Annotated in this window: 20 protein-coding genes; 6 read left to right on the top strand and 14 right to left on the bottom strand. The window is 71.9% G+C overall.

The window, feature by feature from the left end; genetic code table 11:
• Positions 1-11: 11 nt before the first annotated feature.
• From ACLQ2S_RS15260 to ACLQ2S_RS15220, 9 genes are all read right to left on the bottom strand, one after another.
• A complete protein-coding gene (locus ACLQ2S_RS15260) occupies positions 12-920 on the bottom strand; it encodes a sugar phosphate isomerase/epimerase family protein (protein WP_425701887.1) in 909 nt (302 codons plus the stop codon).
• Positions 917-1,861, bottom strand: a complete 945-nt coding sequence (locus ACLQ2S_RS15255) for an SCO3242 family prenyltransferase (protein WP_155220684.1) — start codon at positions 1,859-1,861, stop codon at positions 917-919. The genes ACLQ2S_RS15260 and ACLQ2S_RS15255 overlap by 4 nt, the downstream gene beginning before the upstream one ends.
• On the bottom strand, positions 1,845-3,005 hold the full coding sequence (locus tag ACLQ2S_RS15250) for an inositol-3-phosphate synthase (protein WP_155220686.1): 1,161 nt from the start codon (positions 3,003-3,005) through the stop codon (positions 1,845-1,847). The genes ACLQ2S_RS15255 and ACLQ2S_RS15250 overlap by 17 nt, the downstream gene beginning before the upstream one ends.
• A gap of 511 nt (positions 3,006-3,516) precedes the next feature.
• Positions 3,517-4,692 (bottom strand): Gfo/Idh/MocA family protein, encoded by a 1,176-nt coding sequence (locus tag ACLQ2S_RS15245; RefSeq protein WP_375335361.1) that lies wholly within the window; start codon positions 4,690-4,692, stop codon positions 3,517-3,519.
• 54 nt (positions 4,693-4,746) lie between these two features.
• Entirely contained in the window at positions 4,747-5,799 is a 1,053-nt protein-coding gene (locus tag ACLQ2S_RS15240) for a substrate-binding domain-containing protein (protein WP_155220690.1), read from the bottom strand.
• A 90-nt stretch (positions 5,800-5,889) separates the two neighbouring features.
• Entirely contained in the window at positions 5,890-6,990 is a 1,101-nt protein-coding gene (locus tag ACLQ2S_RS15235; protein WP_155220692.1) for an ABC transporter permease, read from the bottom strand.
• A complete protein-coding gene (locus ACLQ2S_RS15230; protein ID WP_425701886.1) occupies positions 6,987-8,540 on the bottom strand; it encodes a sugar ABC transporter ATP-binding protein in 1,554 nt (517 codons plus the stop codon). Before ACLQ2S_RS15230 ends, ACLQ2S_RS15235 begins: the two co-directional genes overlap by 4 nt.
• Entirely contained in the window at positions 8,537-9,715 is a 1,179-nt protein-coding gene (locus tag ACLQ2S_RS15225; RefSeq protein ID WP_309223620.1) for an ROK family transcriptional regulator, read from the bottom strand. The genes ACLQ2S_RS15230 and ACLQ2S_RS15225 overlap by 4 nt, the downstream gene beginning before the upstream one ends.
• 183 nt (positions 9,716-9,898) lie before the next feature.
• Complete coding sequence (locus tag ACLQ2S_RS15220; RefSeq protein WP_155220694.1) at positions 9,899-10,972, bottom strand: YihY/virulence factor BrkB family protein; 1,074 nt, start codon at positions 10,970-10,972, stop codon at positions 9,899-9,901.
• Between the two features lie 693 nt (positions 10,973-11,665).
• On the opposite strand from ACLQ2S_RS15220, the gene ACLQ2S_RS15215 reads away from it, so the two are divergent.
• The 5 genes from ACLQ2S_RS15215 to ACLQ2S_RS15195 all read left to right on the top strand — a co-directional run bounded on the left by ACLQ2S_RS15215 (position 11,666) and on the right by ACLQ2S_RS15195 (position 18,615).
• Positions 11,666-13,777 carry a TRAP transporter permease gene (locus ACLQ2S_RS15215; RefSeq protein WP_425701885.1) on the top strand — a complete coding sequence of 704 codons (2,112 nt, stop codon included), beginning with the start codon at positions 11,666-11,668 and terminating at the stop codon, positions 13,775-13,777.
• A 17-nt stretch (positions 13,778-13,794) separates the two neighbouring features.
• The gene (locus ACLQ2S_RS15210) at positions 13,795-14,814 is read left to right on the top strand and encodes a TAXI family TRAP transporter solute-binding subunit (protein WP_425701884.1); all 1,020 of its coding nucleotides are present in this window, start codon (positions 13,795-13,797) and stop codon (positions 14,812-14,814) included.
• Positions 14,815-14,875: 61 nt separating this feature from the next.
• On the top strand, positions 14,876-17,224 hold the full coding sequence (locus tag ACLQ2S_RS15205; protein WP_425701883.1) for a nitrate- and nitrite sensing domain-containing protein: 2,349 nt from the start codon (positions 14,876-14,878) through the stop codon (positions 17,222-17,224).
• Positions 17,225-17,650 carry a roadblock/LC7 domain-containing protein gene (locus tag ACLQ2S_RS15200; RefSeq protein WP_155220700.1) on the top strand — a complete coding sequence of 142 codons (426 nt, stop codon included), beginning with the start codon at positions 17,225-17,227 and terminating at the stop codon, positions 17,648-17,650.
• Complete coding sequence (locus ACLQ2S_RS15195; protein WP_155220702.1) at positions 17,647-18,615, top strand: TAXI family TRAP transporter solute-binding subunit; 969 nt, start codon at positions 17,647-17,649, stop codon at positions 18,613-18,615. Before ACLQ2S_RS15200 ends, ACLQ2S_RS15195 begins: the two co-directional genes overlap by 4 nt.
• Positions 18,616-18,702: 87 nt before the next feature.
• On the opposite strand, the gene ACLQ2S_RS15190 is transcribed toward ACLQ2S_RS15195, so the two are convergent.
• The 5 genes from ACLQ2S_RS15190 to ACLQ2S_RS15170 all read right to left on the bottom strand — a co-directional run bounded on the left by ACLQ2S_RS15190 (position 18,703) and on the right by ACLQ2S_RS15170 (position 23,735).
• On the bottom strand, positions 18,703-19,239 hold the full coding sequence (locus ACLQ2S_RS15190) for a hypothetical protein (RefSeq protein WP_155220704.1): 537 nt from the start codon (positions 19,237-19,239) through the stop codon (positions 18,703-18,705).
• A 2-nt stretch (positions 19,240-19,241) separates the two neighbouring features.
• Positions 19,242-21,110 carry a DNA primase gene (gene dnaG / locus ACLQ2S_RS15185; protein WP_425701882.1) on the bottom strand — a complete coding sequence of 623 codons (1,869 nt, stop codon included), beginning with the start codon at positions 21,108-21,110 and terminating at the stop codon, positions 19,242-19,244.
• Between the two features lie 139 nt (positions 21,111-21,249).
• Positions 21,250-22,095 (bottom strand): siderophore-interacting protein, encoded by an 846-nt coding sequence (locus ACLQ2S_RS15180; protein WP_155220708.1) that lies wholly within the window; start codon positions 22,093-22,095, stop codon positions 21,250-21,252.
• A gap of 48 nt (positions 22,096-22,143) precedes the next feature.
• Positions 22,144-23,385: a deoxyguanosinetriphosphate triphosphohydrolase gene (locus ACLQ2S_RS15175; RefSeq protein ID WP_425701881.1), complete on the bottom strand. Its 1,242-nt coding sequence runs from the start codon at positions 23,383-23,385 to the stop codon at positions 22,144-22,146.
• Entirely contained in the window at positions 23,382-23,735 is a 354-nt protein-coding gene (locus tag ACLQ2S_RS15170; RefSeq protein WP_155220712.1) for a VOC family protein, read from the bottom strand. The genes ACLQ2S_RS15175 and ACLQ2S_RS15170 overlap by 4 nt, the downstream gene beginning before the upstream one ends.
• Before the next feature lie 286 nt (positions 23,736-24,021).
• On the opposite strand from ACLQ2S_RS15170, the gene ACLQ2S_RS15165 reads away from it, so the two are divergent.
• On the top strand, positions 24,022-24,522 hold the full coding sequence (locus tag ACLQ2S_RS15165; protein WP_309223624.1) for a roadblock/LC7 domain-containing protein: 501 nt from the start codon (positions 24,022-24,024) through the stop codon (positions 24,520-24,522).
• Positions 24,523-24,596 lie beyond the last annotated feature (74 nt).

Below are 24,596 nucleotides of genomic sequence, written 5' to 3'. Positions count from 1 at the left end.
CTCCGCCGCCGTCAATGTCCGTGGCGGTGGTGCCACCTGTGTCCGTTGCTCCGCGCCTGCGTGCCGGCCGCTGCGGCGGCGCGCAGGAAGTCCAGCGAACGGGCGGCGATGGTGGGCGCGGCGTGCGAGTGCCGGGGCAGCTCGACCGCCACCAGGCCGCGGTAGTCGATCTCGCGCAACGCGGCCAGCACCGGCGGGAAGTCGATCTCGCCCGTGCCGAACTCCAGGTGCTCGTGCACGCCCCGCCGCATGTCGTCGATCTGCACGTTGACCAGGTGCGCGGCGACGTCCCGGACACACTCGGGCACCGGCGACGGCTCCAGGCACCGGCAGTGTCCGATGTCGAGGGTGATGCCCAGTTGAGCCGGTGTGCCGAGGGCGTGGTGCAGCCGCCGCCAGCCGGCGATGTCCTCGACCAGCATTCCCGGCTCCGGTTCGAACCCGAGCGTCACCCCGGCGGCCTCGGCCGCCTCGACCACCGTGGCGCAGCCGGCGACCAGGCGCTCCCAGGCCACCGCCGGGGTGACCGAATCCGGCCGGACACCGGACCAGAACGAGACCGCCTCAGCGCCGAGGTCCGCGCCGATCGTCACCGCACGGCACAGGAACTCGATCCGGAGCGTGGGGTCGTCGTGCAGCAGTGTCGGGGCGTGCTTGTGCCACGGGTCCAGCAGGAATCTCGCGCCGGTCTCGATCACCAGGCCGAGTCCGAGTGCGGCCAGCCGACGGGCGACGGCGTCGACCCGCCCGGCCAGCCCGGGGGCGAACGGGTCGAGGTGGTCGTGGTCCAGGGTGAGCGCGACACCGGCGTAGCCGAGGTCGGCGATGACCGCCAGCGCGTCGTCGAGGCGGTGGTTGGCGAAGCCGTTGGTCCCGTAACCGAACCGGAGGGGTGGTGGGGCGGTGTCGGCGGCGGTCATGTCGGTGAGACCTTCCGGGCCAGCCGACGGCCCAGCGGGGCCGCCGCCGCCACCGCCAGTCCGAGCAGACCGGCCCCGGATCGGGCGGTCAGCGCCCCCTGCAACGCGGGCAGTCCGGTGATCCCGGTGCCGACCGCCGTGCGGACCCGCCCGGCGGTGGGTTCGGCCACCACCCGCGCCTGCGCGGTGCCGTATCGGGCGGCGTACCAGGCGGCGAGGACGCCGGGCAGGGCCGTCGCGGCGGTGCCGAGTACGCGCCGACCGGCTCGGGTGCTGGAGCGAGTCGACCGCGCCGGGTGCGTCGGGACGACCTGCGTCGCGGGTCGCGGTCGCCGTGCGGGCGGGAGCGCGGCGCTCGCCGCGACCAGGGCGGTGCCGGCGAGGGTACGCAGCGGCAGGGCCCGGTCGGTGCCGCTGACCTCCCGGCGGGACAGCGCGGTGACCGTCCAGGTGTGCGCGGCGACGGTGACCGCCGCCGGCAACGCCCGCATCGGCCGCCCTCCGGCGGCGCCGAGCAGCACGTCCAGCCCCCGGCAGGTGGCCATCACCACCGGACCGGCGGCGGTGTTCTTGGCCGCGAGGTCGTACCCCCAGACGGCGGCGGCCAGCGGCACCGCGACGGCGGCGGCCCGCCGACCTCCGGCGGCGGCGGCGAGACCGACACCGGCGGCGGTGAGACCGGCGGCGAGGCCGACCGCGAGGCCGGGGCCGACCCGGCCACTCGGGATCGGGCGCTCCGGGCGTTCCACGGCGTCCAGCTCGCGGTCGGCCCAGTCGTTGGCGGCCATGCCGGCCCAGTACAGCAGCACCGAGGCGGCGGCGATGGCGGGGGTACGCGGACCGAGCGCACCCGCTGCGGCGGCACCGGCGACCACGTCCCCGGGCACCGAGAGCGCGGCCGGGGCGCGGACCAGTTCGGCCAGGTCAGCCACGCGCGGCATCGGTGCCTCCGGGGTCCAGACCACGGGCGAACGCGCACAGCCGGGTCCACTGGTCGGCCAGCGAGTGCGTCGCGGTGCCGAGCGGATCCTTGAAGAAGAAGGCCAGTTCGGTGAGCGGTCCGGTGTGACCGGCGGCGTGCGCGGCGGCGGTGAGCCGGGCCAGGTCGAGCACGAGTGGGGCGGCCAACGCCGAGTCGCAGCCGTGCCAGGTGAACTCCAGCCGCATCCCGGTGCCCAGGAACCCGGCGAAGGTGATCAGATCCCAGGCGGTCTTGAAGTCGCCGAGTTCCTCCACGTAGTCGATCCGGGTGTCGCCCTGCGGCAGGTAGCCGAGGGTCTCGCCGAGCACCCGCTGCTTGCTGCGCACCTTGGCGGCGTTGGCGTCGGGGTCGGCCAGGGTGGCGCCGTCGCCGCCGCCGAGCAGGTTGAGCCCGGACCAGGACCGCACGGTGAGGTGACGCATCGCGAACATCGGGGCGAGCACCGACTTGAGCAGGGTCTCCCCGGTCTTGCCGTCGTGGCCGGCGTACGGCACCCCGTGGCGGTCGGCCAGCGCGGTCAACGCCGGCAGCCGCAGGCCCGTCGACGGGGTGAAGTCGACGTGGGCGCAGCCCGCCACCACAGCCGCGTACGCGTACAACGCGCTGGGCGGCAGCACCTCGTCGGGGCCGGTGAGGGCGGCCCGCAGCGCGTCCGGGTCGGCGTGCCCGGGGTGCGGGCGGGGCACCGGTTCGGTCGCGGCGACGTTGACCACCACCACCTGGGACAGTCCGTGTCGCTGCCGGAAGGCGGTGAGGTCGCGGACGATCGCGGCGGCCCGGTCGGCCTGGGTGCCGTTGGTGGGCGCGGGGCGCAGCTCCCGTTCCACGGCGGCCAGTTCCTCGGTCAGCGCGGACACCAGGCGGGCCGGCACCACACCGGCGTCGGCGAGCGCCTCGGCACGCTTGGCGATGGGCGTGGCGACCACGTCGTGGCCGCCGAATACCAGGTCGGCGAAGCTCGGTAGGGCGGGGCCGGCGACCCCGGGCAGTTCGGTGACGCAGCCGGTCGGCCCGGTGAGCCCGGCACGCAGCGCGAGCGCTCCGACGATGCTGGTGGTGGCGACCGAGCCACGCGCTCCCACCAGCCAGACACCTGTACGCATAGCGCTCCCTCCGGTGTCCAGAAACCGACGTACATCGATTCAATCTTGATATCAGGTTAAACCTGAAAAAGATACGTGTTAAGCCGATGCGCCCCGCCCGCCGCCTATTCCGGTGGAACTCGCCCGGCCGATGCCGAGGTCGGCGGCGACGACGTCGGCCCGGCGTACCGGATGGGTCGGACGGACGGGGCTGGTAGGCAGGGGCAGTCGGCGTCTCGCCCCTACCTCCCCCGCATCCGGCCCGATCGGGACGACAGTGTCCCGACCGGACGACTCGTCGGACGCGGTCCGCCTGACGGCGGGAGTCCCTGGTGGACCGTTGGTCGATGAACTGGTCAGTGGGCGGCGGCCCTCCGGTGCTGCCGGGGAATCCCGGTCCGGCGGCACCGGAGGAACCGCATTGCTCGTGCCGCCGGACCGGGTGGCCCGTGGACACGACCTCCGGATCCGACCCGTACCGGCCACGGGGCGCAACCGTGGCCGTCCCTCGCCGGTCGGCTCCGGAGGTGGTTCAGGCGGTGGCCGTCGCCAGCGACGGCTCCACCTCGGCCCAGGAGGAGCCCTGCTCGGCCGAGCGGATAACCGCGTCCAGCACCAGTTGCACCTGCAACGCCTCGGCGAAGGAGGGTGACGGGTCGACCCCGGTCGCCACCGCCTCGATGAAGTCGCGCATCTGGTGGGTGAAGGAGTGCTCGTACCCGATGATGTGTCCCGGCGGCCACCAGGCCGACAGGTACGGGTGGTCTGCCTCGGTCACCAGGATCCGGTTGAAGCCCTGCTCGGCGGCGGGGCGGGTGGCGTCGAGGAACTCCAGCTCGTTGAGACGTTCCAGGTCGAAGGCGACACTGCCCAACGATCCGTTGATCTCCACGCGGAGGGCGTTCTTGCGGCCGGTGGCGAACCGAGTCGCCTCGTACGTGGCCAGCGCCCCGCCGTCGAGCCGAGCCACGAAGATCGCCGCATCGTCGACGGTGACCTCGCCGGTGGCGGCACCGGCACCGTCCGCCTGCGCCGCGAGTCCGCTCGACTCGGTCGGCAGTGGCCGCTGCTTGACGAAGGTCTCGGTGACCGCGCTGACACCACTGATCCGCTGCCCGGTGACGTACTGGGTCAGGTCGATGATGTGCGCACCGATGTCACCCAGCGCACCGGAGCCCGACACCTCCTTACGGAGCCGCCAGACCAGGGGGAACTGCGGGTCCACGATCCAGTCCTGCAGGTAGGTGGCCCGGACGTGCCGGATCTCGCCGAGCCGCCCGTCGGCGACCAGCTGACGCATCAGCGCCACTGCGGGCACCCGCCGGTAGTTGAAACCACACATCGACCGCGCCCCGCCGGCCTGGGCGGTGGCCGCCGCGGCAGCCATCTCCCGGGCCTCGGCGACGGTGTTGGCCAACGGCTTCTCGCACAACACGTGCTTGCCCGCGGCGAGCGCGGCCAGTGCGATCTCGGCGTGGCTGTCACCCGGCGTGCAGATGTCGACCACGTCGATGTCCGGCCGGTTCACCAGTTCCCGCCAGTCCGTCGTGTGGCCCTCCCAGCCGAGCCGGTCGGCGGCCTCGGCCACCTTCCCGGCGTCCCGGCCGCAGACGAGCGCCATCCGGGCCCGCGCCGGCAGGTCGTACACCCGGTTCACGGTCCGCCATGCCTGCGAGTGCGCGGCGCCCATGAACGCGTAGCCGACCATCCCGACCCGCAGTTCGTTGTTTGTCGTGGACAAAGTGGGTCTCCCCCCGTTGTGTCAGAACCCGAGCTTGAGGTAGTCGCCCGCGTTCTCCTTGGTGATCGTTTCCGAGGCGAGGACGATCTCCTTGGGAACCTGGAGTTCCACCAGATCGGACATGCCCCTGCCCTGGCCGATGAGGCGGGCCAGCGAAATCGCCGAGGAGGCCATCGACGGGCTGTAGGTCACCGTGGCCTTCAACACCGTGTTGTCGGCCTGGATGTCCTCCATGGCCTTCTTCGATCCCGCGCCACCGACCATGAAGAACTCGCTGCGGTTGGCCTGGCTGATCGCGGCCAGCACACCGATGCCCTGGTCGTCGTCGTGGTTCCAGATCGCGTCGATCTTCGGCAGCGCCTGGAGCAGCTGGGCCGCCTCCCGCTGCCCGGTGTCCGCGGTGAACTCGGCGGCGCGCCGGTTGGTCACCTTGAAGCCGTGCTGGGCGAGGGTGTCGTTGAAGCCCTGGGTCCGCTCCTGGGTCAGCTCCAGCGAGTCGATTCCGGCGATCTCGGCGATCACCGGGTTGCTGACGCCCTTGGCCTTCAGCTGCTCGGCGATGAAGGTGGCCGCCGAGACGCCCATGCCGTAGTTGTCGCCCTTGATCTGCAACCGGTACGCCTTGGCGTCCGGGAAGGCCCGGTCCAGGTTGACCACCGGGATACCGGCCTGCATCGCCTCCAGGCCGAAGGAGTTCAGCTCCTTGCCGTCGTGCGGCAGCAGCACGATCACGTCCGGCTTCTGGGAGATCAGGGTCGACAGCGCCGCCCGCTGGGCCGCCGCGTCCGCGCCCGCCTCGACCGTCTTGAACTCCACATCGGAGTACGCGGCGGCCTGCGCCTTGGCGTTGTTGGTGATGGCGGCGATCCAGCCGTGGTCGGCGGCCGGAGCGGAGAAGCCGATGGTCACCTGCTTGCCCGGTTCGGCGTTGGCGTTGCCGTCGGCCGCCTTGGTCTGCGCATCGGTCGGTGTCTGCTCGTTGCTGGTGCAACCCGCGAGCAGGACGCCGGCTCCGACGGCCGCCCCGCCGAAGAGCAGCCGGCGCCGCGACATGTCGCGACTGTGCTGGGTCATGACGACCTCCTGGTTATTCACGTGGTGGGGATTTTGGGTGTGCGAAGCCCAGCCACCCTCGGTTGCCCGGGTGGCCTGCGGTGCGTGTGTTCAGCTCGTGGTGAGTCGGTTACGGCGGAAGAACTGGGTGATGCTGCCGAACTGGACCTGCTGGATCAGGACGGCGGCGACGATGATGCCGCCCTTGACCATGTTCTGCGCCTCGGTGGAGAGGCCGTTGATGGCGAAGAGGTTGGTGATGGTGGCGAAGATGATCACACCGAGCAGGGAGCCGACGATGGTGCCCCGCCCGCCGCTGAGCAGCGTGCCTCCGATGATCACGGCGGCGATCGCGTCCAGCTCGTAGAGGTTCGCCATCGCCGCCTGGGCCGAGGTGGCCTGGGCGGTGAGCATGATGGCGGCGATGCCGCAGCACAGCCCGGACAGCGCGTACAGCAGCAGGGTGTGCAGCTTGACGTTGATGCCCGCCAACCGGGCGGCCTCCGGGTTGCCGCCGACGGCGACGGTGCGCCGACCGAAGGTCGTGCGGTTGAGCAGCACCCAACCCGCGGCGACCACGGCGGCCAGGATGTAGACCAGCAGCGGGATGCCGAGCAGGTTGGTGCTGGCGATGCCGTTGATGGTGCCGTTGTGCGAGATCTGGGTCTGCTTGTCGGAGATCTCGGCGGCCAAGCCCCGAGCGGCGACCAGCATGGCCAGCGTCGCGATGAACGGCACCAGCCGCCCGTACGCGATGAGTGTCCCGTTGACCAGGCCGACCGCCACCCCGACGACGATCGCGGTGAAGATCATCCCACCGGCGCCGAAGTTCTGGGTCGCCACCGTGGTGCACCAGACCCCGGCCAGCGCCACGATCGCGCCGACCGACAGGTCGATACCACCCCCGATGATCACGAAGGTCATCCCGACGGTGACCACGCCGACCACCGAGGCGAGCTTGAGGATGCTGAGCATGTTCGCCCAGACCCAGTCCGGGTTGGAGTACAGGTCGGAGCGGGTGGCCGCGCCGATCACGAAGAGGGCCAACAGCACCCCGATCAGGGCGAGGTTCCGCTTGGCACCCTCGCCACCGTCACCGTGCCACCAGGAGAGCCGGCCGGTGGCGGTCGGCGTCCGGTGGCCGACCGTCGCGGTCTCGGCCGGGTCAACCGGTGGCGGCTGCGTGGCAGTAGGTTGCGTACCCTGGCTCATGCCGGTGCGCCTTCCATCAGAGACCCCGCCATGACGAGGTCGAGCACGGTGTTCTCGTCGAGTTCGCCGGCCGGGGCCGTACGGACGACCCGTCCCTCCCGCATCACCAGCACCCGGTCGGCCAGGCCGAGCACCTCGGGTACCTCGCTGGAGACCAGGAGCACCCCGACCCCCTGGGCCGCGAGCTGCCGGATCACCTGGTACAGCTCGGCCCGGGCCCCGACGTCCACCCCTCGGGTGGGTTCGTCGAGCAGCAGCAGCTTCGTGTCGCCGAGCAGCCAGCGACCGACCACCACCTTCTGCTGGTTACCGCCGGAGAGGGTGCCCACCGCCCGCCGGACGTCACGCGGGCGCATCTCCAGGTCCTCGGCGATCCGGTCGGCCTCCGCCCGTTCCCGGGACGCGTTGGTGAAGCCGAAGCGGGCGTAGCGCCCGAAGGTGGCGAGGGTGACGTTGCGGTAGATCGGCTCACCGAGCAGCAACGCCTGGCTCTTGCGCTCCTCGGGGGCCATGCCCATGCCGGCCCGCACCGCCGCGCCCACGCTGCCCGGCCGCAGTTCCCGGCCCGCCATCCGCACCGAACCGGCCTCGGCCGTCCGCGCGCCGTAGATCGTCTCCAGCACCTCGGAGCGGCCGGAGCCCACCAGGCCCGCGATGCCGACGATCTCTCCGGCTCGGACGGTCAGCGACACGTCGGCGAACTCACCGGCGCGGGTCAACCCCTCGACCTGGAGCAGCTCGCCGCCGACCTCGGTCCCGGCGGGACGGTCCGGGAAGACGTACTCGATGGTCCGGCCGGTCATCCGGGAGACCAGGTCGCTGGTCGGGGTCTCGCGGGCCGGCAGGTTCGCCGCGGTGGTCCGGCCGTCCTTGAGTACGGTCACCCGGTCGCCGATCTCGCGGATCTCCTCCAACCGGTGCGAGATGTAGATGACCGCGATGCCCTGGGCGGTCAGTTCCCGCACGATCCGGAAGAGGTTTCCCACCTCGTCATGGGCGAGCACCGCGCTCGGCTCGTCCATGATGATCAGCCGGGCCTCGTGGGACAGCGCCCGCGCCATGCTGACCACCTGTTTGCCGGCCGCCGGCAGCGCCCGCACCATCCGTCCCGGTGGGATCTCGGCGTGGCCGAGCCGGCCGAGGATCTCACGGGTCCGGCGGGCCATGTGGCCCCGGCGGATGAACCCGAACCGACGCGGCTCGTGCCCCAGGAAGGCGTTCTCCGCCACGGAGAGGTCCTCGACCAGGTCGAGTTCCTGGTAGATGGTGGCGATCCCGCTGCGCATCGCGGCCTGCGGGTTGGCGAAGCTGACCGGCTCACCACGCCATTCCACGCGCCCCGAGTCCGGCCGGTGCACCCCGGCGAGCACCTTGATCAGCGTGGACTTGCCGGCACCGTTCTGCCCGAGCAGGCAGTGCACCTCGCCCGCCCGCACCTCCAGCTGCACCCCGTCCAGGGCGCGTACGCCCGGGAAGGTCTTGACCACGTCGGTCAGGCGCAGCACCACCTCGCCGATGGTCGCCTCGTTCGTCGCGTCGTGCCCGCTCACGCCGCCTCCCCGAAGGCCAGGTCGCTGGCGAGCACGGCCGCGCCGGCCACACCGGCCCGTGGACCGAGTTCGGAGAGGACCACCGGCAGGTTGCCGGTGGCCAGCGGCAGCGATCGGCGGTACACGACACTGCGGATCTCGGCGAGCAGGACGTGCCCCAGTTGGGCGAGCCCACCGCCGATCACGATCATCGAGGGGTTGGTGAAGCTGACCAGTCCGGCGAGCACGCCGCCGAGCCGTCGGCCCCCCTCCCGGATCAGCTGGATGCAGGTCAGGTCCCCTTCGAGGGCACCGGCGGCGACGTCGACGGCGGTGACCTCGCCGTTGACCTCCAGCCGTTCGGCCAGGGCGGGAGAGGTGCCGGCCCGCGCGGCGGAGGTGGCGTCCTTGGCCAGTGCCGCGCCACTGAAGATCGCCTCCAGGCATCCGGCGTTGCCGCAGGAGCAGACCGGCCCGTGTGGATCGACCTGGATGTGGCCGATGTCGCCGGCACAGCCGTCGATGCCCCGGTAGACGTCGCCGCTGAGGTAGATCCCGCAGCCGATGCCGGTGCCGATCTTGACGAAGAGGAAGTCGTCGACCGAGTGGGCCACCCCGCCGTGCCGCTCGCCGATGGCCATGATGTTCACGTCGTTGTCGACCACCGAGGGGCAGCCGTGCTCTCGGGTCAGCAGCTCACGGACGGGGAAGCGGTCCCAGCCGGGCATGATCGGTGGCGAGACCGGCACCCCGTCGCGGAAGCTGACCGGACCGGGCACCCCGATGCCGACCGCGTCGAGTCGTTCGTAGACCCCGTCGACCCGGGCCTTGTGCAGCAGCTCGTTGACCCGCTGGAGGATCGCCTTCGGGCCGGACCGGATGTCGGCCGCCTCCGCGTACGCCGCCACCGGCTCCAGCCTGCCGTTGACCACCTCGACGTCGATCGAGCTGGCGCCGAGGTCGACGGCCGCGAAGCGCAACTGTGGACTCAACTCGACAAGCGTCGACCGTCGTCCGCCCCGGGAGGCCGCCTTGCCCGCCTCCGCCACGTAGCCCAGGGCGACCAGTCGTTCCAGCTCGGCGAGGAGCCGGGGCCGGGGCATCTCCAACCGGTCGGCGAGTTCGGCCCGCGACAGCGCTCCCTCGTCGCGTAACAACCGCAGCAGCCGGACGTGCAGGGGGTCGGCGTTGGGCACGGCTCACCTCTCCCACCGGGGATGTACGCATTGACGAACTGTCGATGCGTGGTGCCCGACACAGTAGGAGGCTTCAAGCCGCGCTGTCCAGAGCTTAGGCCGCCTTCGCGACAACTTTCGCTTGGTTTAGCAAAAGTTTCGACGGCACTCAGCAGCTAGTTAGATGGAGATGCTCCCGGAAGGTCACTGAGAAGGCGATTCACCACCCTTCGTGCGCAGCTTGCGGTCGTCGCGCAACTCGACGTAGGGCTCCCGGTCGATCGGCCGGAGCCCACCGCTGATCGCCCGCGCCCGTGCCAACTCGGCGTCGAACTCCGCGCCGAACAGAATCGCGATGTTGCTCAACCAGAGCCAGACCAGGAAGATGATCACCCCGGCCAGCGCCCCGTAGGTCTTGTTGTACGAGCCGAAGTTGCCGACGTAGAACGCGAACAGGCCGGAGACCAGCAGCCAGATCAGCACCGCCAGGATCCCACCGGGGCTCACCCAGCGGAAGCCGCCCTGCCGCGCGTTCGGCGACGCCCAGTAGAGGATGGCGAACATCAGGCCGACCAGGACCAGCAGCACCGGCCACTTGGCGATGTCCCACACCGTCACCGCCGTACGCCCCACCCCGAGCGCGCCACCGACCTGCTCGGCGAGGCGCCCGGTGAAGACCACGATCACCGCGCTGGCCAGCAGCAGCACGCCGATCACCGCGGTGACGCCCACCCGGATCGGCAGGGTCTTCCAGATCGGCCGACCCTCCGGCACGTCGTAGATCGCGTTCGAGGCGCGCATGAAGGCGGCGATGTAACCGGAGGCCGACCAGAAGGCGGCGAGCAGACCGATGATCGCGGCGACGCCGGCCAGTCCCCCACTCTGCTGGGCCTGCTCGATGGCGGCGTCGAGGATCTGCCGGATGTTCTGCTCCGGAACCGACTCCGCGACGGTGTCCCGTACCGTCCGGGTGGCCGTCGGGCCGAGCAGCCCGACCAGCGAGACCAGCACCAGCAGGCCCGGGAAGATGGAGAGCACCCCGTAGTAGGTGAGCGCGGCGGCCCAGTCGGTCAGGCTGTCGTCGCCGAACTCGCGCACCGTCCGGCGCATCGCCGCCGCCCACTCGCGGCGGGAGAGCCGACCCGGATGCGACGGCGCGTCGTCGTCGACCGTCCCCGGTGACGCGCCGTCCGCGCCCGAGGCGTCCCGCCGCCCGATGGACGCGGACTCCCGCGCCGGGTCACGCCGGTCAGGACGGGAAGACTCCTCGGAGGCCATCGCCCCCTCCCCTCGGTTCCGCTCGCGGTGCTGGTCCAGGACACATGCCCAGCCAGGGACATCGAGTAACCCCCCGTCGGTCGCTCGAACCGTCACCGTCGCGGTGTCTCCGCCGTCGCCCGCTGCCGCCGAGCAGATCGCCGCCACCCCGCACTGATTCAAGGTTCATTCCCCGATTGTGGGAAATGCACCTTCAGCCTTTCCGTCAGACCAACGATTGCGGGCCGAATACGTACACCACGGGAATGGTCCGCGCACGCCCGACAAGGTCACGGAACGGCCAACGGCGCACCCGGAAGCGGCCTGACGATCGGGCGAGCGTCGTCGGCACCACCGCGACCCTGGCGATTCGTCGAACCACCCACCGTGTTTTCGCATACGGAGCGTAGTCATGGCGGGGGATTTTCGTCCCCGACCTAATTCGGACCAAAGCAGTATTTATCTCGGCATAGCAGACATCACTCTGCGGGTTCCATCCGCGCCCCCGCACCGCCCCTATCGGCGCATTCAGGCCGATCACGGGGGTCGCCCTTAATCATTGACGCGAGTAGTTCCCAGGGAATGCGAAGTCACTCAACGAAGCGATGCCTGACAATGCCCCCCAACGCGGAGTCGATTCGCGTATCGTCCCCCCTCGTGTCGCCTATCCGATTCACCGATGATTCCGGACCTGAGCGCGGCGGACACGGCCGAGTGGCGGAGGCGGACCTACCCGCCGACCGGCCCGCTCCAGCTTCCATCGACCCGCGCGAACTCGCCAGCCGGTTCGAGGACGAGAAGCCCGGCCGGGTGCTGACCGGGCCGGTCGCCGTCGTCCTGACCGCTGCCACGCTGGTGATCGGCCTGCTCGCGCTCTGGCAGGTGTTCCGTCCGCTGGCGCAGGGCAGCAAGTACTACCTGATCTTCTTCCTGGCCGGCGTACTCCCGTTGGTCTTCCTCGCCTACCCGGCCGACCTGCGGCTGCCGCGCCGCCTGCGGGCGCTGGTCACCGGTCGGGCTCCGGCGACGCCTGACCTCGACACCACCGGGTCCGGCAGCGGCCCCAGCCGGATCGACTGGCTGTTGGCCGTCGCGGCGCTGGCCGCCTGCCTGTACCCGGTGCTGCCGGTCGCCCTGGCCGGCGGTGGCGGCGGCTACGACGCCTTCCTCGACCGGCAGGGACTGCTGGTCGGGATGGACGTGGCGATGGGCACCGTGCTGCTGCTCCTGCTGTTGGAGGGCTGCCGGCGCACCACCGGATGGATCCTGCCCGCCGTCTGCGTGGTCTTCCTCGGCTACGGCTACTACGGCGGGCTGCTGCCGCAGAGCTGGGCGGTGGCCCACGCCGGGCTGGACTTCGGGCAGCTGGTCGACGCCTTCTACAACTCCGACAGCGGCTTCTACGGCACCCCACTGGACGTGGCCGCCACGTACATCGTGCTGTTCACCATCTACGGGGCGGTGCTCGACCTCTCCGGTGCCGGGCGCTTCTTCGTGAACCTGTCCGCAGCGGCGTTCCGGCGCTCGCGTACCGCCGCCGGTCGCACCGCCGTGGCCTCCGGCTTCCTGCTCGGTACCGTGTCCGGCTCCGGCGCGGCCACCACCGTGAGCATCGGCGCGGTCACCTGGCCGATCCTGCGCCGGGCCGGGTATCCGGCGGAACGGGCCGGGGGGATGCTCGCCGCGGCCGGCGTGGGCGCCATCCTGTCCCCGCCGACGCTCGGCGCGGCAGCCTTCATCATCGCCGAGTACCTCGGCGTGTCCTACCTGGAGGTGCTCGGCTGGGCGACGGTGCCGACGATCCTCTACTACCTCGGCATCGTGCTCTCGGTGGAGATCGATGCGCGCCGCTCCGGGGTGCGGCCGGCGGCCCTTGAGGCCAGCTCCGTCTGGCGGCTGCTGGCCCGTTCCGGCTATCACTTCGCCAGCCTGTTCGCCATCGTCGGGCTGCTCGCCATCGGGCTGTCGGCCACCCGCGCGGTGGTGCTGGCCACCCTGCTCGCGGTCGTCCTGTCCTTCCTGGACCGGTCCCACCGACTCACCCCGGCCCGGCTGGTCGCCGCGCTCTCCAACGGCGTACGCGGAGTCCTCGCGGTCACCGTCGTCTGCGCGGCGGCCGGCATCATCACCGCCACCACCACCAAGACCGGCCTCGGGCCGCAGGCCGCGGCGCTCCTGGTCAGTGCCGCGAGCGCGGCCAGCTCCGAGCCGGCCGTGGTGCTCGCCCTGACCGCCCTGCTCGCCGCCGTCGCGCTCAGCCTGCTCGGGCTGGCCATCCCGGTAACCGCGTCGTTCGTGATCGGCTGGGTGATCATCGGACCGGCGCTGCTCGACCTCGGGGTCACCGCTCCCGCCGCCGCCATGTTCGTCTTCTACTTCGCGGTGCTGTCCGAGGTGTCGCCACCGACCGCGCTCGCCGCCGTCGCCGCCGCCGCGGTCACCGGCGGGCGACTGGTGCCGACCATGTGGCACACCCTGCGGTACGCGCTGCCGGCGTACCTGATCCCGCTGGCGTTCGTGGTCACCCCGACCGGGCTCGGCCTGCTCGGCATCGGTGGTCCACGGCGCATCCTCGTCGCCGCCGGGGTCACCGCCCTCAGCGTCGCGGTGCTCGCCGTCGCGGCCGGCGGATGGCTGCCCGGCGTCGGCCCGGCCGGTGTGCCGGAACGCGTGGTCGGTGCGGTCGCCGGCTTGACGCTGCTCTGGCTGCAACCCGTCCCCGTCGCGATCGGCGCCGTGCTGGCCGGCGTCATGGCGGTGGGTGTCTACGTACGACGCGGATTCGCCGGCTCCTCCGGCGGGACGCGAGCCGGATCACCGGCATGAACCAGGAAGGAGACAGCGTGGGACGGATCAACGTGCGGCTCGTGGCCGGGGTGGGAGTCCTCGCCCTCGTCGCCGTCGGCACCGCCGGATGCGGAGGCCGGCAGGGTGCCGCCGCCACGGACGACACCGCGAGTGCCGTCACCTGTGAGGTGGCCGAGAACACCCGGGTGGGCATCGCCACCGGTAACGCCACCGGCGTCTACTACGTGGTCGGCAACGCCCTGGCCAGCCAGCTCTCGGACAGCACCGGCGGTCGGTTGACCGGCACGGCGGCCGAGACCGGAGCGTCGGTCCAGAACATCGAACAGCTCGTCGGCGGCCAGTACGACGTGGCGTTCTCGCTGTTCGACACCGCCGTCAACGCGGTGCAGGGCAAGGGCAGCTTCTCCGCCCCGCAGCCGGTGGAGGCGTTGGCCCGGATCTACGACAACTACACCCAGGTGGTCGTCCGGGCCGACTCGGGGATCAACTCGGTGGCCGACATGCGCGGCAAGAAGATCTCGACGGGCTCCCCCAAGTCCGGCACCGAGGTCATCGCGCACCGGCTGCTGGAGGCCGCCGGGTTGGACCCGGCCACCGACGTCCAGGCCCAGCGACTCGACCTCGTCAAGACCGTGGAAGGCGTCAAGGACGGCGTCGTGGACGGCTTCTTCTGGTCCGGCGGCCTGCCCACCGGCGGCGTCACCGACCTGTTCACCACCGCCGGTGACAAGGTGAAGTTCATCGACGTCACCCCGCTGCTGCCCAAGATGAGTGAGCTGAACCCCGCGTACCAGGCCGGCACGATCGGCAAGGACGTGTACTCCACCGAGGCGGACACCCCGACCATCGTGGTCCCGAACGTTCTGCTCGTCCGCAAGGACCTCGACGCCAACGTGGCCTGCGCCATCACTCGGACCGTGTTCGAGAAGCGCGAGGCACTGGCCCAGGCCAACCCCGCGGCCAAGGGCATCGCCCTGGACACCGCCCGCAAGACCGACCCGGTCGGTCTGCACCGGGGCGCGGCCAAGGCGTTGCAGGACCTCGGCGCGAGCTGAACCACCAGCGGCCGGGTCGGGTCAGCACCCGGCCCGGCCGCCCAGACCTCGGGAGCCCCCCGTGCCGCTGCCCTCGCTGGCTCGCGTACGCCGCCACAACCGTCCGTCCGGTCACACGGACCGGTTGTGGTCTGTGCGTACCCAACTGCTCGCACCCATCCTGATCGCCACCGCCGGTCTGCTCGTGCTGGGTGCCATCCAGACCGGTGACGCGCTGGCCGCCTCCACCGACGCCGAACGGGCCCGGGTGCTGGCGGGCACCGCCACCACCACCGTCTCGTTGGTGCACGAGCTGGAACGGGAACTCGGCGAGACGGCCGCCCTCCGTCAGCGCGGTGGTACCTCCGGTCGCCAGTTGGTCGACGCCCAGCGGCGGCGGGTCGACGAGGCCAGCGTGCGCTACCAGAACGCCAGTTCCGAGGCCCGCCGCACCGCGCCGGACCTCGGCCGCGCCCTCGACGAGGTCACCGAGCACCTCGACCAGCTCGACGAGGCCCGGTCGGTGGCGCTCACCACCGACAACGCCGACGGTACGTATGTGGCACTCGTGGAGTCGCTGCTCGCCGTCGCCGACGCGCTCCCCGCCCAGCTACGCGATCCCGAGCTGGCCAACCGGGCCCGTGAGGTGGCCGCGATCACGGCCCAGGAGCACCTGGCGTCGCTGGAACGTGACCTGCTGCGGGCCATCTTCGTTCGAGGTGAGCTGGTCCAGGGCGAGCTGGCCCGGTTGGGTCGGCTACGCGGGGCGCAGGAGCAGCGCCAGGCCGAGTTCTCGCGGATCGCCGGGGAACGCGCCACCGACGCGTACACGCGGCTGATCGCCGGTGGTGACGTCTCCACCGCGCGGCGGATGCGCGACAGCGCGTTGAACGCCGACAGCGAACCGGCCGCGCTCGCCGCCGACGGCGATGCCTGGTACGTCGCCCAGAGCGGTGCCATCCGCCGGTTCAACCTGCTCGGCCGGGACCTCTCCGACGAACTCGACAGGCGCGCCGCCGAACTGGCCGCCGACGCACGTCAACGAGCGCTGGTCACCGGTGGTTCCACCGCCGCGCTGGCCCTGGTCTCGCTGGTCACCGCCGCGCTGCTGGCGGTACGCACCAGCCGTCGGCTACGCCGACTGCGGGTGGCGGCGCTGGCGATGGCACATCGGGAACTACCCGAGCGGATCACCGCCATCTCCACCGGCGACAGCAGGCCGCCCGAGAGTTCGGCTTCGCAGCTCACCGCCGGGATCAGCCGTGGACGCGACGAGATCGCCCAGGTGGCCGAGGCGTTCGACACCGTCAACCGGGCGGCGCTGCGGCTCGCCGGTGAGCAGGCCGAACTGCGGATGGACGTGACCCGGATGGTCGAGGCCCTGGCCCGCCGGATCCGAACGCTGATCACCCGGCAGTTGCGGCTGCTCGACGAGTTCGAGCAGGAGGAGACGGATCCGGACGCGCTGGCCCGACTCTTCGCCCTCGACCACCTCGCCGCCCGGATGCGACGAAACGGGGAGAACCTGCTGGTCCTCGCCGGCGGCGAGCCCGGCCGGTCGCAGGACGGGCCGCATCTGGTGGCCGACGTCGTCCGTGGTGCCGCCTCCGAGATCGAGGAGTACGCCCGCGTCGAGATCGACGTGCCCACCGCGGGTGTGCAGGGATCGGCGGTCGGCAACCTGGTGCACCTGCTGGCCGAGTTGCTGGAGAACGCCACCTCGTACTCCCCGCCGCGCACCCCGGTGCATGTGGACGGTCGACGCACCGTCGACGGGCTGACCCTGCGCGTACACGACCAGGGCATCGGCATCGGCGAGAGCCGGCTGGTCGAGATCAACGAGCGGCTGCGCGCCCCGGCCGCGCTCTCCAGCGCGGCGGCCGGCAGCATGGGCCTGCACGTGGTGGCGCACCTGGCGGCCCGGCACGGGATCCAGGTGCGGTTGCACAGCGCCGGGGCCGGGACGGTGGCCCAGGTCGACGTGCCCGAGGCGTTGCTGACCCGGGTGGAGCAGGTCACCGGCCGCCCGACCGCGCCGACCGCGCAATCCTGGTTCCGGGGCGGGCAGGCCGCTCCGGCGGCAGCCGCCGTGGATCACTTCGACGTGCACCGGGCGCCGACGATGACGTTGCCGGTGGTGGGCAACGGCGCGACCGCCTGGACGCCTGTGCCGCCGGTGAACGTCGCGCCGCACACCGCGCCCGCGTCGGACTGGCGGCCCGGTGCCGCCCGCCCCGCAGAGGCCACCTCGGTCGGCCTGCCCCGGCGGGTACGCGGCGGCGGCCTCGCCTCCGAACTGCACGACGTGCCGCCCCCGCAGTCCGCGCCGGACCTGCTCGACCCCGAGGTGGTACGCGCGCGGCTGTCCGCGCTCTCCGCCGGAGTGGCCCACGCGATGCGACGAAACCAGCAGACGAACGGGAGACCTTAGATGACGTCCAACGGCAGCCCCGGCCTCGACTGGCTCCTGGCGAACTTCGCCGAGCAGGTGCCGGACGTGTCGCATGCCCTCGCCGTATCCGGGGACGGGCTGCGGCTGGCCGCTTCACCGCACCTCTCCACCGACCAGGCGGACCAGCTCGCCGCCGTGATCAGCGGCCTGGCCAGCCTGACCATCGGCGCGGCCCGGTTGATGTCCGCCGGTCGGGTCCGTCAGCAGATCGTCGACATGGACGGCGGTGTGCTGCTGGTGATGGCGGTCGGTGACCGTGCCCTGATCGGCGTGCTGGCGTCCGCCGGATGCGACCTGGGCCAGATCGGGTACGAGACGGCGACGCTGGTGCAGCGGGTCGCCGAGGCTCTCGAACCGTCCGCCCGCTCCTGGGCGGATCAGCAACCCGGTCAGGTACCGGCATGAGTCGGGGTCGGCGGTTGGTGGCGGGGCTGCTGGCGGTCGCGCTTCTCACCGCCTGCGGCGCCGAGGGCGACTCGGAGTCGCGTCCATGGCACGACGGGCGCATCTTCCTCGCCACCGGCAACACCACCGGGGTCTACTACCAACTCGGTGGCGGCTACGCCGACGTGATCAGCCGTCACCTGCCCGGCTACGAGGCTCGTGCCGAGCCGACCGGGGCCTCCGGTGAGAACATCACCCGGCTGGCCGACGGGGACATGGAGATCGCCTTCAGCCTGGCCGACACCGCGGCGGACGCCGTCGCCGGACGCGGCGCGTTCAACGGCCGTCCGCAACCGGTCCGCGCGCTGGCCCGGGTCTACAGCAACTACACCCACGTGATCGTCCGGGCCAACGCGCAGATCACCGACCTCGCCGGGCTGCGCGGCAAACGGGTCTCCACCGGATCGCCGAAGTCCGGCACCGACGTCATCGCCGCCCGGATGCTCGCCGCCGCCGGTCTCGATCCGGAACGGGACGTACGCCGGGCCCGGCTGTCCCTGCCGGAAACGGTGGCCCGGATGCGCAACGGCACCCTCGACGCGATGTTCTTCTCCGGCGGGCTACCCACGCCGGGCATCGCCGACCTGCTCACCAACGCGCCGGGCCGGTTCCGGCTGCTGCCGGTGGCCGACCTGATCGAGCCGTTGAGCGCCACGCACGGCGCGGTCTACACCACCGGCGAACTGCCCCGCGACGCCTACGACACACCGTCGGGCACCCCGACCGTGACCGTCGCCAACGTGATCCTGGTCAGCGCGGAGATGCCCGACGACCTGGCGTACGACCTGACCCGCCTGCTCTTCACCTACCAGGCCGACCTGGCGCTGGCGCACCCCGAGGCGCGCAACTTCGACCGGGAGTCCGCCGCCACCACCGACCCCATCCCCCTGCATCCGGGCGCCGCCCGCTACTACCAGGGCGGCTGACCGGTCCCACGATCGTGGACGGTTCCGGTGACGGGGCCGTCCACGATCGGCCTACTCACGCGTGGCGGTCCTCGCGGATCGACGCTCTCAGAGGTCGGCGGGGGTGGTGGCGGTGCGGGCGGCGGCGACGAGGCGGTCGGTCTCGGCGAGGACGTCGGGGTCGTCGATGGGGGTACCCGGGTCGTAGTGCACCATCCAGGTCAGCCCGTCGCGGCCGGAGACCCGGCGACCGACGATCCGACCCGACCCCCCGGGTAGGGCGTGGTGCTGGGTGTACGCGACGGAGCGGGTGACCCGGGCGCGTACCTGGTGCGGCAGGTCACCCGGGTCGAGCAGCAGGTACCGCTCGGCGGGCAGGTCGGCGACCACCAGGTAGCCGTCCCGTTCGGCGACCTGCTCGCCCGCGGTGACGGTCAGTTCCCGGCCCGACCAGACGGCCTTGACCACGTCGTGCCAGCCGATCCGGTGACCCCGGCCCGGCAGCCAGAGCCCGAGGTTGGTGGCGACGACCACCCCGTCACCCTCGCCGTTGCCGGCGGCGGCCCAGGCCAGCACCCGTTCGTCGCGCTCCAGCGGCGGCCGGTCGGCTGGCGGCAGCTTCGGCCGGCGGCGGAACAGTGGCATCCCTACAACCCTCCCGCCGCCTGCTCGCGCAGGGCACGGGCATGCTGCTCCAACGAGAGCAGCTCACCGAAGGCGGCGAAGTACTCGTCCTTGTTGTTGACCGGATTGATCCGCTGGATCCGTGACTTCAGTTCCCGGATCCGCGCGGTGACCGACCCCCACTGCAACCGGGCCATGGTGACCGAGACGTAGCGCGGATCCGGCTCGCCGTCGATCCGCAGCGGCTCCACGGCCAGTTCGCCGACCAACGCCTGGGCGGCGAGATCCTCGCAGGCGTCGCGTACCGATTCGATCCACACCGCGCCACCGGCCGCCGCCGCGGCCCCACCGGCTGCGGCGATCGCCGCCCGGACGGCCACGTGCACCGGGTGCCGGTAGTCGCCGGCCTCGACCGCGTCGAACATCGGACCGGCCAGCACCGGCTCCTGGAGGGCGAGTTTCAACGCCTCGCGTTCGACCATCGACTGCGGGCTGTCCACACTCGGCTCGGTCCGCTGCGCGGGGCGGGCCGCCGGGCCGTCGGCGGGTCGACCCGAGGCGGCGGCCTGCACCGCCCGCTGCACCGGTTCGATCTCCATGCCGAGGTCACCGGCGAGCTTGCGGACGTACTCCGGGCGCTTCTCCCGGTCCTTGAGCTTCGCCACCAGGGGTGCGGCGCGCCGCATCGCCTCGACCCGACCGTCCACGGTGTCCAGGTCGTACCGGCTGATCACGTGACGTAGCGCGAAGTCGACGAGCGGCTCACGGCGGGCGACCAGGTCACGCACGGCCAGGTCGCCCTTGGCCAGGCGCAGCTCGCACGGGTCCATGTTGTCGGGGCTGACCGCGATGAAGGTACGCCCGACGAAGCGCTGGTCGTCGTCGAAGGCGCGCAGCGCGGCCTTCTGCCCGGCCGCGTCCCCGTCGAAGGTAAAGATGATCTCACCGGCGACCGCGTCGGTGTCCAGGAGCAGCCGCCGCAGTACGCCGATGTGGTCGGCGCCGAACGCGGTGCCGCAGGTCGCCACTGCGGTCGGTACGCCGGCCAGGTGGCACGCCATCACGTCGGTGTAGCCCTCGACCACCACCACCCGCCCCTGCTTGGCGATCTCCCGTTTGGCCTGGTCGATGCCGTAGAGCACGTGGGACTTCTTGTAGATCGGCGTCTCGGGGGTGTTCAGGTACTTCGGGCCGTCGTCGTCGGCGAAGAGCTTGCGCGCGCCGAAGCCGACCACGTCGCCGGTCAGGTCCCGGATCGGCCAGAGCAGCCGACGACGGAACCGGTCGATCAGGCTGCCCGAGCGGGCCGGACGGGACAGCCCCGCGGTGACCAGCTCGTCGTGGCTGAAGCCGCGCTGCCGCAGGTGCTTGGTGAGCAGGTCCCACCCGTCGGGGGCGAACCCGCAGCCGTACCGCTGCGCGGCGGCCCGGTCGAAACCGCGCTCGGCCAGGAACTCCCGGGCCGGACGCGCACCGGCGGTGGCCAGTTGCGCGGTGTAGAACTCGACGGCGGCGGTGTGCGCGGCGACCAGCCGCTGCCGCTGCCCCTGCTGCGGGCGGTTCGGCCGGGGCGTGGACCGGTCGTCCGCCACGTACCGCAGTTGCAGACCGGCGCGGGCGGCGAGCCGCTCCACCGCCTCGACGAAGCTGAGGTGCTCGGCATCCATCAGGAACTTGATGGCATCGCCACCGGCACCGCAGCCGAAGCAGTACCAGACGTTACGGGCGGGCGAGACGTTGAACGAGGGACTCTTCTCGTCGTGGAAGGGGCAGAGCCCCTTGAGGTTGCCGCCACCCGCCGACCGGAGCGTCACCATCTCGGAGATGATCTCGGCGATGGACGTACGCTCACGGACCAGCGCGATGTCCTCGTCCCGGATCCGCCCCGCCATACCGCCACCTCCTCGACCTACATCCTGCCCTGCCCGCCCCCAGCGCAAGGAAGGGCCCCTTGTTAACGCCTCCGGTATAGGAAGGGGCCCTTCCTAACATCCAAGGCGCGGGGCGAAGAGGTGGTTGTCGCTGCGACGGTCACGCGAGCGGCACGGGGACGCGTGCCTGTTCGTCGGCCTCGACCTGGCGATTCCAGTCAGGCTTGGTGGCCCGCCAGCCCTCGTCGTCGAAACCCTTGCGCCAATAGCCGGAGATGGACAGCCACTCGCGGGGCACCGACCGGTCCACCCGCAGCAGCCGGCGCAACTGGCGGACGAAGGACGCCTCGCCGTGCACGAAGGCGTGCACGGTGCCGGACGGGAAGTCCAACTCGCGCACCGCGGCCACCAACGCCTCGCCCACCGGGCGGGCGCCCCGGTGCAGCCAGGTCAGTCGCACCGCGCCGGGGCTGGGCAGTGGTTGCTCGTCGGCCGGGCCGTCGACCTCGACGAAGACGTACGCGGGCGCACCGACCGGGAGACGGGCCAGGGACGCGGCGATCGCCGGCAGCGCGCTCTCGTCACCGGCCAGCAGGTGCCAGTCGGCCTCCGGGCTCGGCGCGTACGCCCCGCCCGGGCCGACGAACAGCACCTCGTCGCCGGGCCGCAGCGCCGCCGCCCACGGGCCGGCCAGCCCCTCGTCACCGTGGTGCACCACGTCGACGGTCAGTTCCCCGGCCGCCGCGTCGAAGGCACGCACCGTGTAGGCGCGCAGCCGGGGCCACTGGTCGCGGGGCAGCTCCCGGCGGATGGCGGCGAGGTCGAGGGGGCGCGGGTGGTCGACTCCGGCGACCGGAAAGACGATCTTTATGTAGTGGTCGGTGAACTCGCCGATCGGCAGACCGGTCAGCTCCTCACCGCCGAGCACCAACCGGACCACGTGCGGCGTGGGCCGCCAGGTGCGCAGGACGCGGGCGGAGGTGACCTTCTTCGGGCGATCCGTCATTCGGTTAGGCTAACCTCAGTAGCGCCTCGCCTGTCGACCCCGTCCGGGTCAGTTCCCGATCAGGCGATCGTGCCAGGCCACGGCGGCCGGGTCGGTCAGCGAGGCCACCTGGTCGATCACCACCCGCAGCCGCGCGGCGTCGTCGGGTGCGTCCCGCCACAGCGGGGCGAACACCGGGTCGAGCGCTTCCGGTGCCCGCGCGGCCAGGGTCGCCACCAGCCCGGCGACGATCTCCCGCTGTCGCCGGTAACGGCCCTGTGCGCCGGGTCGGCGCATCACGTACCGCAGGGCGATCCCCTTGAGCAGGGCACACCGGGCACGCAACGGCCGGGGCACGACCAGGTCGGCCGCGTACCGTCGATGTGGTCCCGGGCCGAACCGCTCGGTGGTGGCGGCGACGGCGGTCGCCACGAACCGACCGGTCAGCGCGCTGGTGGTCGCCTTGAGCGCGGCCTGGGCCCGGTGGCTGCCGTCGTAGCCGACCAGCGGGGCGAGCAGCGGGTCGGCGAGCAGTTCGGCCAGCGCCTGCCCCAGGTAGTCGGGCGGCTCGGTCGAGTAGACGGCGGCGACGTCGGCGCAGAGCGCCCGCCGCTCGTCGGCGTCGGCGAGCAGCGGCTCCAGCGTCAGGTATCCGCCGTGGATGCCGTCCTCGACGTCGTGCACCGAGTACGCCACGTCGTCCGCCCAGTCCATGACCTGCGCCTCCAGGCACCGCCGCTCCCCGGCCGGGGCACCCTGCCGGACCCAGGCGAAGGCGGGCAGGTCGTCGGCGTACACCCCGAACTTGCGCCGACCGGGTTGCCGGGTCCACGGGTACTTGCCGACCGCGTCGAGCGAGGCGCGGGTCAGGTTCAGCCCGACGGACGTCCCGTCCGGGGCGTACACCTTGGCCTCCAGTCGGGTCAGCACGCGCAGCGTCTGCGCGTTGCCCTCGAACCCGCCGCAGTCGGCGGCCAACTCGTCGAGCGCACTCTCCCCGTTGTGCCCGAACGGCGGGTGACCGAGGTCGTGGGCCAGGCCGGCGGTGTCCACCACGTCCGGATCGCAGCCCAGCCGGGCACCCATCTCCCGGGCGATCTGGGCCACCTCCAGCGAGTGGGTCAGCCGGGTACGCAGGAAGTCGTCGGTGCCGGCCGTGTGCACCTGGGTCTTAGCGGCCAGCCGCCGGAACGCCGCCGAGTGCAGCACCCGCGCCCGGTCCCGCTCGTACGGCGACCGACCGTGCTCCGAGTCCTTGACCGGCTCCGCCACCCGACGCGCCGCGTCCGGCTCACCGGAGGCAGCGGTCAATCTCCACGCTGCCGTAGGACGCAGAACTCGTTGCCCTCCGGGTCGGCCAGCACCGTCCAGTCATCACCGTCCTGGCCGATGTCGACGTGCCGGGCACCCATGTCGACCAGCCGTTCCACCTCGGCCTCCCGGTTGGTCGGACGCAGGTCGAGGTGCAGCCGGTTCTTGCCCTCCTTGACGCCGGTCACCGGCACGAAGACGATGCCGGGCAACCGGTCGACGCTCTGCCGGATCTCCACCTCGTCCGGTCGTTCCTGGACCACCTGGTACCCGAGCGCCTCGGCCCACCAGCGGGCCAGCCGGCCCGGATCGCGGGCGTCGACGGTCAGGCTCTCCCACACGCTGGTCATGCGGACACCGCCGTGGCACCGACAGCCTTCGACAACTCGGCACGCGATTCCATCCGGCCACCCCTTCGCGAAAGACGGTCCATGGGCGAAGTCAGGTTACGCCCGCAGCGCGGGTTCGGCGCGCCGACGACGTGGGCCCGGCGGGTCCACATCCTCCGATCAGACGAGAGTTGTCGCCCGATTGCCGACGGTGAGAGGATCGCACTTGTCGACATCCACGGGTAGCGTCGCCATCGCGGAACGTCACTGTTGCGGCGGAGACACGACCGGTGGGAGAGACACGCTCGTGAACGCGGAAACGATGATGGGTACCGAACTACGCGGGCTGCGCCGACGCCGTCCCGAGGTCGCCGGCATGGTCCTCGCCGGCACCGACGGCCTGCTCATCTCCAGCGACCTGCCCGCGACCGACGCCACCCACCTGGCGGCGCTGGCCGCAGCCAGCTTCGGCCTCGGGCACCGGATGGCGGCGACCGTACGGCAGGGTGAGTTCCACGAGTCCGTGGTGCACACCGCAGCCGGTTGCGTGGTGACCTATCCGGCCGGGCGGGACGCGCTGCTGACCCTGGTCGCCAACCCCGGAGCCGATCTGGCGGCTCTGCGCGAGGAGGCCCGTGGTGTGGTCCGCCGCGCCGGCCCGGCCCTCGCCTCCTGTCGGCGTCCGACGCTGCTGCCCCAGCAGCCGGATCCGCACGCCCCGCTGGCGGTGCGTACGCCCATGGCCACGATGCCGAACCAACGTCCCCGCCGCGAACCGTCCACCTCGTGGCGTCGCCCTCCGATCTGACCACCCAACGTCGGGGAGGTGCTGCCGCACGGCGGCTCGACACAGCACCATCCCCGACGTTCGCCGCCTGGGGA

Origin of the sequence: Micromonospora sp. DT48, from assembly GCF_049844495.1 — a bacterium.
Taxonomy (GTDB): Bacteria; Actinomycetota; Actinomycetes; order Mycobacteriales; family Micromonosporaceae; genus Micromonospora.
Note: the sequence above shows the minus strand (reverse complement) of the source record. Positions and strands in the feature narration are given on the sequence as shown.

What these genes read in the sequence shown, in the direction of transcription:
- ACLQ2S_RS15260 (WP_425701887.1), bottom strand. Translation starts at nt 920, where the DNA reads ATGACCGCCGCCGACACCGCCCCACCACCCCTCCGGTTCGGTTACGGG.
- ACLQ2S_RS15255 (WP_155220684.1), bottom strand. Translation starts at nt 1,861, where the DNA reads ATGCCGCGCGTGGCTGACCTGGCCGAACTGGTCCGCGCCCCGGCCGCG.
- ACLQ2S_RS15250 (WP_155220686.1), bottom strand. Translation starts at nt 3,005, where the DNA reads ATGCGTACAGGTGTCTGGCTGGTGGGAGCGCGTGGCTCGGTCGCCACC.
- ACLQ2S_RS15245 (WP_375335361.1), bottom strand. Translation starts at nt 4,692, where the DNA reads ATGGTCGGCTACGCGTTCATGGGCGCCGCGCACTCGCAGGCATGGCGG.
- ACLQ2S_RS15240 (WP_155220690.1), bottom strand. Translation starts at nt 5,799, where the DNA reads ATGACCCAGCACAGTCGCGACATGTCGCGGCGCCGGCTGCTCTTCGGC.
- ACLQ2S_RS15235 (WP_155220692.1), bottom strand. Translation starts at nt 6,990, where the DNA reads ATGAGCCAGGGTACGCAACCTACTGCCACGCAGCCGCCACCGGTTGAC.
- ACLQ2S_RS15220 (WP_155220694.1), bottom strand. Translation starts at nt 10,972, where the DNA reads ATGGCCTCCGAGGAGTCTTCCCGTCCTGACCGGCGTGACCCGGCGCGG.
- ACLQ2S_RS15200 (WP_155220700.1), top strand. Translation starts at nt 17,225, where the DNA reads ATGACGTCCAACGGCAGCCCCGGCCTCGACTGGCTCCTGGCGAACTTC.
- ACLQ2S_RS15195 (WP_155220702.1), top strand. Translation starts at nt 17,647, where the DNA reads ATGAGTCGGGGTCGGCGGTTGGTGGCGGGGCTGCTGGCGGTCGCGCTT.
- ACLQ2S_RS15190 (WP_155220704.1), bottom strand. Translation starts at nt 19,239, where the DNA reads ATGCCACTGTTCCGCCGCCGGCCGAAGCTGCCGCCAGCCGACCGGCCG.
- dnaG (WP_425701882.1), bottom strand. Translation starts at nt 21,110, where the DNA reads ATGGCGGGGCGGATCCGGGACGAGGACATCGCGCTGGTCCGTGAGCGT.
- ACLQ2S_RS15180 (WP_155220708.1), bottom strand. Translation starts at nt 22,095, where the DNA reads ATGACGGATCGCCCGAAGAAGGTCACCTCCGCCCGCGTCCTGCGCACC.
- ACLQ2S_RS15170 (WP_155220712.1), bottom strand. Translation starts at nt 23,735, where the DNA reads ATGACCAGCGTGTGGGAGAGCCTGACCGTCGACGCCCGCGATCCGGGC.